Source organism: Pseudoalteromonas sp. UCD-33C (assembly GCF_001306895.1).
Classification (GTDB): domain Bacteria; phylum Pseudomonadota; class Gammaproteobacteria; order Enterobacterales; family Alteromonadaceae; genus Pseudoalteromonas.
On sequence record NZ_LJTB01000002.1, the window covers coordinates 320267 to 334285 of the forward strand.

13 protein-coding genes and 1 pseudogene are annotated in these 14019 nt (G+C 40.6%); 9 read left to right on the forward strand and 5 right to left on the reverse strand.

The window, feature by feature from the left end; genetic code table 11:
• Window positions 1-82: 82 nt before the first annotated feature.
• Window positions 83-1729 (reverse strand): electron transfer flavoprotein-ubiquinone oxidoreductase, encoded by a 1647-nt coding sequence (locus AOG26_RS04715; RefSeq protein WP_054561437.1) that lies wholly within the window; start codon window positions 1727-1729, stop codon window positions 83-85.
• A 193-nt stretch (window positions 1730-1922) separates the two neighbouring features.
• On the opposite strand from AOG26_RS04715, the gene AOG26_RS04720 reads away from it, so the two are divergent.
• Both AOG26_RS04720 and AOG26_RS04725 read left to right on the forward strand, forming a co-directional pair.
• A complete protein-coding gene (locus AOG26_RS04720; protein ID WP_054561438.1) occupies window positions 1923-2672 on the forward strand; it encodes an electron transfer flavoprotein subunit beta/FixA family protein in 750 nt (249 codons plus the stop codon).
• Window positions 2673-3599: an electron transfer flavoprotein subunit alpha/FixB family protein gene (locus tag AOG26_RS04725; protein ID WP_054561439.1), complete on the forward strand. Its 927-nt coding sequence runs from the start codon at window positions 2673-2675 to the stop codon at window positions 3597-3599.
• Window positions 3600-3883: 284 nt separating this feature from the next.
• Here the strand turns inward: AOG26_RS04725 and AOG26_RS04730 are convergent, their stop codons facing one another.
• Window positions 3884-4816 carry a substrate-binding domain-containing protein gene (locus tag AOG26_RS04730; RefSeq protein ID WP_082401560.1) on the reverse strand — a complete coding sequence of 311 codons (933 nt, stop codon included), beginning with the start codon at window positions 4814-4816 and terminating at the stop codon, window positions 3884-3886.
• Window positions 4817-4971: 155 nt separating this feature from the next.
• A pseudogene (asnS, locus tag AOG26_RS04735) lies at window positions 4972-6368 on the reverse strand (asparagine--tRNA ligase).
• Window positions 6369-6639: 271 nt separating this feature from the next.
• Between asnS and AOG26_RS04740 the strand changes: the two are divergent.
• Entirely contained in the window at window positions 6640-7074 is a 435-nt protein-coding gene (locus tag AOG26_RS04740; protein WP_054561441.1) for an ATP-binding protein, read from the forward strand.
• 34 nt (window positions 7075-7108) lie between these two features.
• Here the strand turns inward: AOG26_RS04740 and bioA are convergent, their stop codons facing one another.
• Window positions 7109-8401 carry an adenosylmethionine--8-amino-7-oxononanoate transaminase gene (gene bioA, locus AOG26_RS04745; protein ID WP_054561442.1) on the reverse strand — a complete coding sequence of 431 codons (1293 nt, stop codon included), beginning with the start codon at window positions 8399-8401 and terminating at the stop codon, window positions 7109-7111.
• A 98-nt stretch (window positions 8402-8499) separates the two neighbouring features.
• Here bioA and bioB point away from each other — a divergent pair, with 98 nt between their 5' ends.
• From bioB to htpX, 5 genes are all read left to right on the forward strand, one after another.
• A complete protein-coding gene (gene bioB / locus AOG26_RS04750) occupies window positions 8500-9540 on the forward strand; it encodes a biotin synthase BioB (RefSeq protein WP_054553903.1) in 1041 nt (346 codons plus the stop codon).
• 7 nt (window positions 9541-9547) lie between these two features.
• Complete coding sequence (locus AOG26_RS04755) at window positions 9548-10681, forward strand: aminotransferase class I/II-fold pyridoxal phosphate-dependent enzyme (protein WP_054561443.1); 1134 nt, start codon at window positions 9548-9550, stop codon at window positions 10679-10681.
• Window positions 10678-11469 (forward strand): methyltransferase domain-containing protein, encoded by a 792-nt coding sequence (locus AOG26_RS04760; protein ID WP_054561444.1) that lies wholly within the window; start codon window positions 10678-10680, stop codon window positions 11467-11469. Before AOG26_RS04755 ends, AOG26_RS04760 begins: the two co-directional genes overlap by 4 nt.
• Window positions 11470-11482: 13 nt before the next feature.
• Complete coding sequence (bioD, locus tag AOG26_RS04765; RefSeq protein WP_054561445.1) at window positions 11483-12166, forward strand: dethiobiotin synthase; 684 nt, start codon at window positions 11483-11485, stop codon at window positions 12164-12166.
• Window positions 12167-12340: 174 nt separating this feature from the next.
• Window positions 12341-13201 (forward strand): protease HtpX, encoded by an 861-nt coding sequence (htpX, locus tag AOG26_RS04770; protein WP_054561446.1) that lies wholly within the window; start codon window positions 12341-12343, stop codon window positions 13199-13201.
• Window positions 13202-13239: 38 nt separating this feature from the next.
• Here the strand turns inward: htpX and AOG26_RS04775 are convergent, their stop codons facing one another.
• On the reverse strand, window positions 13240-13443 hold the full coding sequence (locus AOG26_RS04775; RefSeq protein ID WP_054561447.1) for a hypothetical protein: 204 nt from the start codon (window positions 13441-13443) through the stop codon (window positions 13240-13242).
• 80 nt (window positions 13444-13523) lie between these two features.
• On the opposite strand from AOG26_RS04775, the gene AOG26_RS04780 reads away from it, so the two are divergent.
• Window positions 13524-14003, forward strand: a complete 480-nt coding sequence (locus AOG26_RS04780) for a GNAT family N-acetyltransferase (protein WP_054561448.1) — start codon at window positions 13524-13526, stop codon at window positions 14001-14003.
• Window positions 14004-14019 lie beyond the last annotated feature (16 nt).

Sequence of the window (14019 nt, forward strand, 5' to 3'; positions counted from 1 at the left end):
CACGACATTTTCAGCATAGCCTAAAAAAGGGGCCGAAGCCCCTGCAATTTAGGATAAATTTTAATTAAATGAGTAACGTGCGTTACATATTAGGATAGTTTGGCCCGCCAGCTCCCTCAGGTGTTACCCAAGTAATGTTTTGACTTGGGTCTTTTATGTCGCAGGTTTTACAGTGCACACAGTTTTGTGAGTTGATCACAAACTCTTTTTCACCTTCAACTTCTTGTACTTCGTAAACTCCCGCAGGGCAGTAGCGTTGTGCTGGCTCATCAAATTGCGGTAAATTCACCTTAATTGGAATCGAGTTATCATTTAGCTTTAAATGGCATGGCTGTGATTCTTCATGATTGGTATTTGATAAAAACACCGATGAAAGTTTATCGAAGCTAAGCTTGCCGTCTGCTTTCGGGTAATCGATTTTTTCGGCCTGGTCAGCTGCAACTAATGTGGCATGATCTGGCATGTTGTCTTCAAAGTTAAATGGTAAGTTGCCACCAAATAGGTTTTGATCGAGGGTGTTATAAGCACCACCTAAGAACTTACCAAGTTTATGCATAACAGGGCCAAAGTTACGCGATTGATAAAGCTCTTTGTACGCCCAGCTTTGTTCAAAGGCTGATTTATATTCAGTTAAATCGGCATTTTCTTTACCGTTGCTAAGGGCTGCAACGATCACATCAGCGGCAACCATGCCTGATTTCATGGCTGTGTGGTTACCTTTGATCTTGGCAAAGTTCAATGTGCCCGCATCACAACCTACAAGTAACCCCCCCGGGAAGTGCATTTTCGGTAAAGAGCGCAGGCCACCTTTGGCAATGGCTCTTGCGCCATAGGCTATACGTTCTCCGCCTTCTAAAACATCTTTAAAGACAGGGTGATGTTTCATGCGCTGAAATTCATCAAACGGGCTTAGATGTGGGTTTGAGTAGTTAAGGTCAACAATTAAGCCCACCACAACTTGGTTGTTATCGCTATGATACATAAATGCACCACCACTGGTATCACCGGTTAACGGCCAGCCTGTGCCATGAACTACTGTGCCTTCTTTGTGTTTACTCGGGTCGATTTGCCAAATTTCTTTGAATCCTAAACCGTAATGCTGTGGTGATGCATCTTTATCAAGGGCAAAGTGTTTGATTAGCTCTTTACCTAAATGACCGCGGCAACCTTCTGCAAATACTGTGTATTTAGCTCTAAGCTCCATACCCGGCATATAACCATCTTTTTCGTTGCCGTCTTTATCAAGGCCCATATCGCCAGTGATAATGCCTTTCACTGTTTCGTCTTCAATAATCAAAGAGTGAGCACTAAAGCCAGGGAATATTTCTACCCCTAAGTTTTCCGCTTGCTCTGCTAAAAAGCGACATACATTACCCATAGAGACAATGTAATTGCCTTCGTTATGGAATGTTTTAGGGCTAGCAAAGTGGGGGATGCTGGTGGCTTTTTCACTGTTATTGAACCAGTAAATATCATCTTGCGTTACTTTAGTGGTAACTGGAGCGCCTAATGACTGCCAATCAGGTAATAATTCATCTAGCGCTTTAGTTTCAAAAACCGCACCCGATAAAATGTGTGCGCCCACCTCAGAGCCTTTTTCTACCACACAGATCATTAATTCTTGTTGTTTTTCTTGTGCTTGTTGAGCCAATCTAATCGCAGTTGATAAACCTGCTGGGCCTGCGCCTACGATGACTACATCAAATTCCATGGTTTCGCGTTCGACCATATAAACCTCTTCTCGGTGACGGACCTGCTATAAAGAACCTTATTTCATACTTGCAAATGAAACGTTACAGGCTGTGAATACTTTAAGGTTATTTTAGGTTGACGTTTACGTCAACAGGAAGTAGTCTGAATTCATAAAATAAATAAGTTGACGTTTAGGTCAACTTTGAGAACACACAATTGATGGAGTCACGATGAAAGTCCTCGTTCCAATTAAAAGAGTAATTGACTACAACGTCAAAGCACGCGTTAAAGCCGATAAAACGGATGTTGATCTAGCTAATGTAAAAATGGCGATGAACCCATTTTGTGAAATTGCAATTGAAGAAGCTATTCGTTTAAAAGAAGCAGGAACTGCCACTGAGGTTGTTGCTGTAACTATTGGTAATAAATCATCTCAAGAGCAATTACGTACGGCCTTAGCACTCGGTGCTGATAAAGCCATTCATATTGAAACAGAAGAAAAGCTTGAATCTTTACATGTTGCTAAATTACTTAGCAAGATTGTAGAGCAAGAATCACCTGAGCTGGTTATTTTAGGTAAGCAATCGATTGACTCTGACAACAATCAAACCGGTCAAATGCTTGCTGCTTTAACGGGTCGTGGCCAAGGTACCTTTGCATCTAAAGTCGATGTTCAAGCAGGTACTGTTAATGTAACGCGTGAAGTAGACGGTGGCTTACAAACAGTCGCTCTTAAACTACCTGCTATCGTAACCACAGACTTACGTTTAAATGAACCGCGCTATGCTTCATTACCAAACATTATGAAAGCAAAGCGTAAACCTCTAGATGTAATTGCTGCTGACAGCCTAGGTGTAGACCTTGCGCCTCGCGTACAGCTGGTAGAAGTAAACGAGCCAGAAAAACGCAGTGGCGGTATTGTCGTTGAAGATGTTGCGACATTAGTAGAAAAGTTAAAAACAGAAGCGAAGGTGATCTAAATGAAAACATTAGTGATAGCCGAACACGATAAAGGTGTTCTAAAGCCTGAAACCAATAAAACGATTACTGCTGCTGTTAAACTAGGCTTTGATGTAGATTTACTACTTGCCGGCGAAAATTTAGCTGCAATGAGCGAGCAAGCAGCGTCAATTGCAGGTGTTAGCAATGTACTGATTGCCGATGATGCAGCTTATGCTAATCAACTTGCAGAAAACCTAGCTGATCTAGTTTTATCTTTAGCTGATAACTATTCACACATTGTCGCAAGCGCAACAACAACGGGTAAAAACTTTATGCCACGTGTTGCTGCACTTTTAGATGTTGCACAAATCTCTGAAATCATCGACGTTATTGATGCAGATACCTTTAAGCGTCCTATTTATGCAGGTAATGCAATTGCGACAGTTAAATCACTAGATAGCAAAAAGGTTATTACTGTTCGTGCAAGTAGCTTTGATATTTCACAAGAGCAAGCGCCAGTAGCTGTAACGAGTGTTACTGGTAAAGGTTCTGTTGGTCTGAGTGAGTTTGTATCAGAAGAACAAACTGAATCTGAGCGTCCAGAGCTAACAGCCGCACCTGTGGTTATTTCAGGTGGTCGTGGTATGCAAAATGGTGAAAACTTTGCGTTATTAAATGGTATTGCCGATAAACTAGGCGCAGCCATTGGTGCTTCACGTGCTGCTGTTGATGCGGGCTTTGTACCAAACGATATGCAAGTAGGTCAAACCGGTAAAATTGTTGCGCCAGATTTATATATTGCTGTGGGTATCAGTGGTGCGATTCAACATTTAGCAGGTATGAAAGACTCAAAAGTGATTGTTGCCATCAATAAAGACCCTGATGCACCAATTTTCCAAGTCGCTGACTATGGTTTAGTTGCTGATTTATTTGATGTGTTACCAGAGCTTGAAAGCGCTCTGTAATTCATAACGATTCTGGTTGTTAAAAGCTGTTCACCTTTTAGGTGCGCAGCTTTTTTTCGTTTTATACCAATCCGCTTAATTAAGTAGTCTATTTTGAGGCAATAAAACCTTGTTGATAACAAGGCAAAAATTTCGTTATTTAGTTATTCTCGGCAATTGCTCCTGCATTGCTCTACCTTCTGCATCCATGCAGTCGTAAATCAGAAATTTTTAACGCAGTTAGCGACAGGTTTAATCCCTCAAAATGATTAAGTATTATTGCGGGTTGGTATTATATCTTCAGGTCATTGTTTTACCGGAAGGTAACCAAACTCAAGCATTTTCTGTTGAATCTTGTTTGATTTAACAATCACAGCAAGTTTGTCGCCAATCTTTTTTGAGCGGGATGATTGTGTGTTTACAATTAGCACTAGCGGCCTAACAAAGGCATATTCGCCACTTTGAATTGATTCAACGGAAGGGCTTACACCGTCAATCTCAAGCAAAGTTACTCTGTTAATACGTCTGTCATTTTCTAATTTACTAATAGCGCCATATGAATCGTAAGCAATGGCATTTGGAATACGCTGCACTATACCCAATGCTTGATTGAACTGATCGTAAAGTTCTACTTTTTGTTTAGAAAATAAACCTCTATTACCCGCCATTTTTAAGCGTATGAAGTTACTGCCTGGTTCTTGAATATAATCTAAATTTAAATACTCTAAAAAGACATCAAAACTACCGTGACTAGTGCCTTTACTAAAAAGTAGGATCTCGTCATTTTTGGCACTGAGCTCAGGTGTATAAGGTGAAACTTCAGACCACGCCTTTAGTTTTCCTTGGTAGATATCGCTCAGCTTTTTAGTGGTAACTTCAGTAATGTTTAAGTTTTTATTTACAAAAAATGCGATTGCATCTTGGGCTATAATAATTTGCCTTAAAAAAGGCCAACGTTGTTGTTCTTCTTTTGTTAAATAACGAGAGCTGGTGCCGATATCTATAACATTTTCTGCAATGGCTTTAATGCCTTTATCACTGCCCATTGGCCTGATTTGTATGCTATTGCCAAACTCTTGGCTTAAGTCGGCTTTCATATCGATTAATAGTTCAGTGACAGTGGTTGAGCCTGCAATAAAAATAGGCTTCGAATTAATATTTTCTTCAATTGCATACGCACTATGTGCAGAGATAAGGGTTGTAGATAGCAAAAGGGCTTTCATAGAGCGAAATAGCATAGTAGACGCAAACTCCTTAATAGTTAGCTTCTTATCAATATAGGCAATATGTCTGGCTTTGCTAATTCTTTATACTGTAATTTTTTAAAACATTTAATGATTTACACACAAAAAAGCCGCTCGAAAGCGGCTTTTAGACTATGTAGCGTTTCTTATTAGTAAGTCGCGCTGCCTTTTGTACGAGGGAAGGCGATAACGTCACGTACGTTACCCATACCTGTTACATATGCAACTAAACGCTCAAAACCTAGACCAAAACCTGAGTGCGGTACAGTGCCGTATTTACGTAGGTCGCGGTACCAGCTGTAATCTTCTTTGTTTAAGCCCATTTCTTCTAGACGCTTATCTAGTACATCTAGACGCTCTTCACGTTGAGAACCACCGATGATTTCACCAATACCTGGTGCAACTACGTCCATTGCAGCGACTGTTTTGCCGTCTTCGTTTTGACGCATGTAGAAGGCTTTAATATCACGCGGGTAGTTTTTAATAACTACTGGCGCATTAAAGTGCTCTTCAGCAAGGTAACGCTCGTGCTCAGACTGTAAATCTACACCCCATTCAACAGGGTATTCGAACTTCTTACCACACGCTTTTAAGATTTCGATAGCATCTGTGTAATCAACTTGTGCGAAATCTTTAGTTACGAACTCTTCTAAACGAGAGATAGCTGTTTTCTCAACACGTTGTGCAAAGAATTCCATATCATCACGACGCTCAGTTAATACTGCATTGAAAACGTATTTCAGCATGTCTTCAGCAAGTTTTGCGATATCTTCTAAATCTGCGAATGCAACTTCAGGTTCAACCATCCAAAACTCTGCTAAGTGACGAGATGTATTTGAGTTCTCAGCACGGAAAGTAGGGCCAAAGGTATAGATTTTTGACATTGCTGAGGCATATGTCTCACCATTTAATTGACCAGATACTGTTAAGAATGCTTCTTTACCGAAAAAATCTTCACTGTAATCGATGTCGCCTTTATCTGTACGTGGTAAGTTTTGCATATCTAAAGTAGACACACGGAACATTTCACCGGCGCCTTCACAGTCACTTGCAGTGATGATCGGTGTGCTGATCCAGTAGTAACCTTGCTCATGATAAAACGGTGAATCGCTTGTGCTAAACAGTTACGTACACGGGTTACCGCGCCCATGATGTTAGTACGAGGGCGAAGGTGTGCGTGCTCACGTAAATATTCAATGCTGTGACGTTTCGCAGACATAGGGTAGGTGTCTGGATTCTCAACCCAACCTAATACTTCTACAGAGTTAGCTTGAATTTCGAAAGACTGACCTTGACCTGCAGAAGGCACAAGAACACCTGTAACAGATACAGAACAACCTGCAGTTAAACGTGTTACTTCATCATAATTATTGAGTGAATTAGGTACTACCGCTTGAATAGGATCAAAACACGAACCGTCATGAACGGCTAAAAATGAAATTCCTGCTTTTGAATCGCGGCGTGTACGGATCCAGCCTTTTACTGTTACTTGGCTGTCTACCGCAACCTTGCCTTTTAATAGCTCTGAAATCGCTAAATGGCTCATCTTCACTCCAATGATATAAGTTGCCTAATATAATAATGCTGTGCATTGCACTTGAATCGACTATATTACCCTCGTAAATCAAATAAAAAAACTATTGAGGCGTACTCTTTAGTAGTTTTTCTTCAATTGAGTAAAATAGCAGCAATATTTTGCGTAAAATTTGCGTTTATTTAAATTCTCGCTGCGCTAATTGGTTATTTTGTGGCATTATTAACAATTCTCAATAGGATAACTGTCCTTTAGTCTTTAATTAAATTGTATAACAGGTGCTATGAAACAAGTTTTTATTCTTCGCGGCTTACCAGGCTCAGGTAAATCATATTACGCACAAAGCCTTGCTGATGAGTTGGTAGCTGGTAATGAAAGTGATTATGTCGTGTGCGCAACAGATGATTATTTTTACAATAGCGAAGGTGTGTATCAATTTGATAAGTACAAGTTATCTGAGTATCACAATCTAAACCTTGCACGCTTTATTAATGCCCTAGCAGAAGAAATCCCGTTAGTAATTGTTGATAACACTAATATTAAAAAGTGGGAATTTATCGCCTACGCACAAGCGGCCACTGCACTGGGTTATCAAGTAAAAGAAGTGATCGTTGGTGAAATTAAAGATAAATCATTGCAGCATCTTTACGCCAAGCGCTGTGAACACAAAGTACCGCTTCGAATGATCAGTAAAATGGCTTATATGTTTGAATGGTAAAGTTTAAAGGAAAAGGAAGCATTAGCTTCCTTTTTTAATACGCCTGTTGTTCAATGGCTGCATAAATAGCATTGCATAACTTAGTTAAGCTTTGTTCGTCGCTTATGTAAGGCGGCATCAAATAAATTAATTTACCAAACGGGCGGATCCACACACCTTGCTCGATAAAAAAGCGTTGAATTTTTGCTACATCTACACTTCGATTAAGCTCAACAACTCCAATTGCACCTAATGTGCGTACATCAACGACTGCATCAAGCGGCTTACATTTAGCAAGCTGGGTTGTTAGCACATCATTTATATGTTCAATTTGCTCTTGCCAAGGTTGCTCTAACAGTAAATCAATACTCGCGCAGGCTGTGGCACAGGCAAGCGGGTTACCCATAAAAGTTGGGCCATGCATTAATACGCCGGCTTCACCCTCACTAATGCCAACAGCGACTTTGCTAGTGGTTAATGTCGCTGATAGGGTCATCATGCCGCCCGTTAATGCTTTGCCAATACATAAAATATCAGGGTCTATGTTGGCGTGTTCAACAGCAAACAAGGTGCCGGTACGACCAAAGCCTGTGGCGATTTCGTCACAAATAAGTAAAACATCATACTTATCACAAAGAATGCGCAGGTGTTTTAAGTAATCAGGGTGGTAAAAATTCATGCCCCCAGCATTTTGTACAATGGGTTCAATGATAAATGCCGCAACATCTTGGTGGTGAGCTGCAAAGTAGCTTTCAAGCGTATCAGCCTCAGTTGGGCTAAACTCGCCATTAAATTTAGCACTCGGCGCAGGTACAAAAACATGTTCAGGTAAAAACCCTGAGTACATGCTGTGCATTGAATTAACCGGATCGCAAACGCTCATAGCGGCAAAAGTATCGCCGTGGTAGCCCTTAAGTGGTGTCATTAACTTTTGTTTGCTGGTGTAACCTTGGCTAAGCCAGTACTGTAAGGCCATTTTTATTGCAACTTCAACACTCACAGAGCCACTGTCGGCTAAGAACACCTTATCGAGTGACTTAGGTGTGATACTGACTAGCTTTTTACACAACTCAACAGCAGGCTCATGAGTTAAGCCACCAAACATGACATGGCTCATTTTACTAACCTGTGTAGTGATTGCCTCATTTAAAACAGGATGGCAGTAACCATGAATCGCACTCCACCAAGAGGCCATACCATCTATTAGGCTTTCGCCTGTTTCTAAGAAAATACGATTTGCATTGGCATGACTGACTGGGTACACAGGAAGGGGCTGAGTCATAGAAGTATAAGGGTGCCAAATATGCTCACGATCAAAATCTAAATCTATTGGTTGTTTATTGGTCATATGTAAACTTTATATCACTTCGATTCGTTGACAATGTTACGTCAAGTCGTAGACTAAGCCAATCAAACCGTCCCAATAATTTAAAAAAAGAGACTATTATGGAGCACGCAGTTGTCCGTCACGATTGGACTCACCAAGAAGTAAAAGCATTATTCGAAATGCCGTTCAATGATTTGTTATTTAAAGCGGCCAGTGTGCATCGTGAAAACTTCAACCCAAATGAAGTACAAATTTCTACTTTGTTATCGATTAAAACCGGTGCTTGCCCAGAAGATTGCAAATATTGTCCTCAGTCAGGTCATTATAAAACAGACTTAGACCGTGAACGTTTAATGGAAGTAGAAAAAGTGGTTGAGCAAGCACGTGTTGCAAAAGAAAAAGGCGCAACCCGTTTTTGTATGGGTGCTGCGTGGTCTGATCCGAAAGAACGTGACATGCCTTATATTTCAAAAATGGTAAAAGAGGTTAAAGAGCTAGGCCTTGAAACCTGTATGACCCTTGGCATGCTAGATAACGAAAAAGCCCATGCATTAAAAGACGCGGGCCTTGATTATTACAACCATAACCTAGATACATCACCTGAGTATTACCAGCAGATCATTACAACACGTACTTACCAAGACCGTTTAAACACTATCGATAACGTGCGTGATGCCGGCATGAAAGTGTGCTCTGGCGGTATTGTTGGTATGGGCGAGCAGGCAGCTGACCGTTTTGGTTTATTAATGCAATTAGCTAATTTGCCGCAGCAGCCAGAGAGTGTGCCAATTAATATGTTGGTTAAGGTTAAAGGCACGCCACTTGAAGATGTCGAAGACTTAGACCACTTTGAGTTTATTCGTACCATTGCTGTTGCACGTATAATGATGCCGAAAAGTTATGTTCGCTTATCTGCTGGCCGTACGGCGATGAATGAACAAATGCAATCTATGTGTTTCTTTGCTGGTGCTAATTCAATTTTCTACGGTGATAAACTACTGACTACAGAAAACCCTGAAGCAGACGCAGACATGATGCTGATTAAAAAATTAGGCATGAACCCAGAAACCCGTGAAGATTATTCTGATGAAGCGGTTGCAGCATCACTTTCATCAAAAGTTGCTGATAAAGCAACATCAGAACTATTTTACGAAGCGTAATATTTAAATGGCTTTTGATTTTATTGCCGAGCATCTTGTTGAGCGACAAGCAGATGCATTACTGAGAAAGCGACAACTTGTTGAGCAATCAAGTGGGCGCTTTATTCAGGTTGCAGGTAAACAGTATTTAAATTTTGCCAGTAATGACTACCTTGGCTTTGCTGATGATTTTATTGAAATACATGCGCAGCATCTAGGTAGCCACAGTTCAGCATTAGTGAATGGTTATAATAAACCACAACAACAGCTTGAGCAGCGTTTATGCGAGTTATTAGGCTATGAAAGCGCCATGTTATTTAATAGCGGATTTAGTGCTAATAGCAGCGTATTAAAAGCGTTGTTTCAAGATAAAAGCGTGGCGCAATCATCGGCAATTTTTCAAGATAAGCTTAATCATGCCAGCTTAATTGATGGCGGACTTCATTCTGCCGCTGCCATGGTGCGCTTTAATCATAACGACCTTAAGCATTTAGAGTCTAGGTTACAAAAGTCGAAAGCAAAGCATAAGCTCATAGTGAGCGAAGGGGTGTTTTCGATGGATGGCGATCAAGCCCCCATTGAAGCACTCTGTAAACTTGCTAAACAATACAATGCGTGGTTGATGATTGACGACGCACATGGCTTTGGCGTATTAGGCGAGCAAGGCTTAGGGAGCTGTGAGGCAATCAAGCCTGATTTACTGATTATCACCTTTGGCAAGGCATTGGCAAGTAGTGGCGCTTGCTTGCTTGCATCAAAGCAAATGATTGATTACATGTTGCAGTTTAATCGTGAATACATATATTCAACGGCGATGTCACCACTGATGGCAAGTTGTACTCTTGAACGACTCGAAAAGTTACTAAAAGCGGATAAGAGACGCTCTCAGCTGACAGAGAATATTACCTACTTTAGAGCGCTAGCTAAAGAGCATAACTTAGCATTAATGGAATCAACAACGGCTATTCAGCCTTTGGTACTGGGAGATGCAGAACATACTCTTGCTGTTGCTAATAATCTTAAAAATAAAGGCGTGTGGTTAACTGCTATTCGACCTCCCACGGTGCCATTTAATACGGCACGACTTAGAGTAACCATAAGTAGCGCGCATCAAGCTGAGGATATAAAACAGCTGGTTTATTCGCTAGTGGAGTGTTTATGAGTGTTCAACTGCAAGCGCCTTTAAGCTTTCAACACAGTAATAAGCTAACAACACAAACTAAGTTCTCTAAAGCGGCTGCAAATTACGCGAGCCATGCTAATGTTCAAAAACAAGCGGCTGCGCACTTATTCAAAATGATGGCCAGTAAACATCAGCAGGGTACTTGCCTTGATTTAGGTGCTGGGCCTTTAGTTAACACGGCAATGCTTAAATCACACTTTGATACTGTATTGGCAATGGATTTAAGTCATTCCATGCTAAGCACAGAACAAAACCCGCATTGTTTAAAAGTGTGTGCTGATATGGACAACCTACCATTACAGCAAAATTCGCTAGATTGTGTGTTTAGTAATTTTGCAATGCAATGGTCTGCTGATTTAAAAGGGCTACTTAAAAATCTTTTTTCCGCATTAAAAGCGGGCGGTAAGGTTTATTTAAGCTGCGTGGTAGATGGATCGCTCAAAGAAATCAAACAGGCTTTTGCTTGTTTAGATGAGCAAAACCATATTAATCAGTTTCATTGTGCTAGTCACATTATTGAGTATGCAAAATTGGCGGGGTTTAAACTCAATTTTGCCGCTGATAGATGTTATATAGATGCCTATAACTCTCCTTTAGATGCGCTGCGGTCGATAAAAGCGATTGGTGCTACCTCATTGCAAACTAAGCAAAAACGCCAAGGGTTATTAACGAGGCAGGCACTTAATAGTGTTTGTAGGGCATACCCTCTGGTTGATGGGCATGCTAGAGTGAGCTATCAAGTTGTCCTTTTAGAACTAGAAAAATAGAATTAACTCAAAAATGAAAGAATTTTTTATCACGGGTACAGACACCGATGCCGGAAAAACCCATGTCACCAGTTTATTATTAAACTTACTAGCGCAACATAAACAGCGTGCGGTGGGTTTTAAACCCATTGCAGCAGGTGCAGAAGAAGCATTTGGTCAGCTAGTGAATGATGATGCATTAACCTTAATGGAAAACTCATCAATTGGGGTTAAATATAACATAGTTAATCCCTTTACCTATGAGCCACCCATTGCACCGCATATTGCAGCTGCCCAAGTAGGTGACAGACTGACATTTGATAAGCTCGATACTGCTTATGCAAATGTAAAAGCACTCAATACCGATTATATTCTTACAGAAGGTGCAGGCGGTTGGTGTTTACCTATCAACGAAACCGATTTACTCAGCGATTGGGTTAAATCACAAAACCTTAATGTTGTGCTAGTAGTAGGCATGAAGCTTGGTTGCCTTAATCACGCACTATTGACAGCTGCTCACTTTAAAGCGCTCGGTGTAAATTGTGTGGGTTGGATTGCAAATCATGTAGACCCAAACATGCGTGAACAAGACGCCAATTTAGAAACTTTAAAATCAGCACTACCTTTCCCGCTTTTAGCGATTAGTCCGTATACAGACGGCACCCCTAAATTAAAAATTTACAAAACCTTACTTGAAATTTTATCTATCAACCCATAATAATTGAGTTGTTACTTTTGACATACTCTGTCACAATTGGTTGCAATTAGTTCCTTGCAACCAATTGCATAAGCCCTAAACTGAGTTGGTAGAGCACCCAGATAATTTTATTAACTAACGATTTTTAACCATGTCGTTAGTTAATACAATTGGTATGTTTATTCTGAGGTTTTTATGAAGCGTGTATTTTTGTTTCTACTTACAAACTTAGCGGTAATGCTAGTGTTAGGTATTGTGTTGTCTATTGTGATGAGCGTACTGGGTATTAGCCATCGCAGTTTAGGCGGCATTTTAGTTATTTCAACCGTATTTGGTTTTGGTGGATCGTTTATTTCGTTATTTATGTCGAAATGGATGGCAAAAAAATCAACCGGTGCACATGTTATTGAACAGCCTCGTTCTGAAACAGAACAATGGTTGGTTTCAACGGTAGCTGCGCAAGCGAAAAAAGCAGGTATCGCGATGCCAGAAGTGGCTATTTACGATAGCCCTGAAATGAACGCATTTGCGACCGGCCCAAGTAAGAACAACTCGCTGGTGGCTGTGAGCACCGGTTTATTACACAACATGAATCAAGATCAAGCTGAGGCGGTATTGGCTCATGAGGTATCTCACATTGCAAATGGTGACATGGTAACGCTTACTCTTATTCAAGGTGTAGTGAATACCTTTGTTATCTTTATGGCGAAAGTATTGGCAGGTATTGTTGATAACTTCCTTAATAGTGATGAGGAAGAGGGCGGTAGTAGCTGGACATACTTCTTGTTCGATATGATTTTCCAAATGTTATTTGGTGTTCTAGCAAGTGTGATTGTTGCTTACTACAGCCGTAAACGCGAATTCTCTGCGGATGCGGGTGCAGCAAAACTAGTAGGTGCAGATAAAATGCGTAGCGCCCTTGAGCGTTTAAAACAAAACCACCCATCACAACTAGAAGGTTCAATGATGGCATTTGGTATTGCAAGCGGTAAAGGTGTTGCCGAGTTATTCTCATCGCACCCACCACTTGATGAGCGTATTAACGCATTACGTTAATTTTAAACACGAAAAAGCCAGCATCAAGCTGGCTTTTTTTATTGTTGGTTTTTCTCTCGCTCGAGTTGTTGTGGCAATAATACCTCAACAATTTCACGGGCCGGTAAGGTATACCTTACGCCATCAAACATCACAGAAGTATGCTCATCGATACTGGTGATCCCTGTTAAGGTCCAGCCTTCACCGCGTTCTTTACAGTATACTGTGGTGGTAGGTTGAATTACTTTAAATTCTTCACTCATCGAACTTAATCTAATTGCTTGAAATTGCGTTTATAGTAAGACAATAATGCCAGCTCATAAAGCAAAAAGAAGAAATTAACGTGTCTAGCCACGATGACTTAGCCTTTGACTTACGCCCAATTCGTCATAGAGATTGCCAAGCGATATGGGATATTTTAAAAGATCCGCAAGTACAAACGTTTAATGATTACGGCGCTGATATAACGAAAGGTGACGTATACGACTTTATTCAAGGCGATATAGAACGTTTTTATAATCAACAAGGCATCCGTTTAGTTATTGTTTTACGAAGTAGTGGGCAGGTTATTGGCAGCGTAGGCATATTTAACATAATTGACGGGCAGGGCATGTTGGGGTTTGAATTGGCATCGCAATACTTTGGCAAAGGAATAATGCAAAAGGTACTAGATATGCTATTTGAAAAACTGACGACCTTTGTACCTGCTCCGCTAAACAGTGTGTTAGCTTTAGTTAACCCAAATAATAGCGCAAGTATTAAACTTTTAACTAAATGTGGCTTTCAACAACATGACACTCACTGGGTAAAATACGTTAGCTAATTACTATAATAGTACA

What these genes read in the sequence shown, in the direction of transcription:
- AOG26_RS04715 (WP_054561437.1), bottom strand. Translation starts at nt 1,729, where the DNA reads ATGGTCGAACGCGAAACCATGGAATTTGATGTAGTCATCGTAGGCGCA.
- AOG26_RS04755 (WP_054561443.1), top strand. Translation starts at nt 9,548, where the DNA reads ATGGCTTTTGATTTTATTGCCGAGCATCTTGTTGAGCGACAAGCAGAT.
- AOG26_RS04720 (WP_054561438.1), top strand. Translation starts at nt 1,923, where the DNA reads ATGAAAGTCCTCGTTCCAATTAAAAGAGTAATTGACTACAACGTCAAA.
- htpX (WP_054561446.1), top strand. Translation starts at nt 12,341, where the DNA reads ATGAAGCGTGTATTTTTGTTTCTACTTACAAACTTAGCGGTAATGCTA.
- AOG26_RS04740 (WP_054561441.1), top strand. Translation starts at nt 6,640, where the DNA reads ATGAAACAAGTTTTTATTCTTCGCGGCTTACCAGGCTCAGGTAAATCA.
- AOG26_RS04730 (WP_082401560.1), bottom strand. Translation starts at nt 4,816, where the DNA reads ATGCTATTTCGCTCTATGAAAGCCCTTTTGCTATCTACAACCCTTATC.
- AOG26_RS04760 (WP_054561444.1), top strand. Translation starts at nt 10,678, where the DNA reads ATGAGTGTTCAACTGCAAGCGCCTTTAAGCTTTCAACACAGTAATAAG.
- bioD (WP_054561445.1), top strand. Translation starts at nt 11,483, where the DNA reads ATGAAAGAATTTTTTATCACGGGTACAGACACCGATGCCGGAAAAACC.
- AOG26_RS04775 (WP_054561447.1), bottom strand. Translation starts at nt 13,443, where the DNA reads ATGAGTGAAGAATTTAAAGTAATTCAACCTACCACCACAGTATACTGT.
- AOG26_RS04725 (WP_054561439.1), top strand. Translation starts at nt 2,673, where the DNA reads ATGAAAACATTAGTGATAGCCGAACACGATAAAGGTGTTCTAAAGCCT.
- bioA (WP_054561442.1), bottom strand. Translation starts at nt 8,401, where the DNA reads ATGACCAATAAACAACCAATAGATTTAGATTTTGATCGTGAGCATATT.
- bioB (WP_054553903.1), top strand. Translation starts at nt 8,500, where the DNA reads ATGGAGCACGCAGTTGTCCGTCACGATTGGACTCACCAAGAAGTAAAA.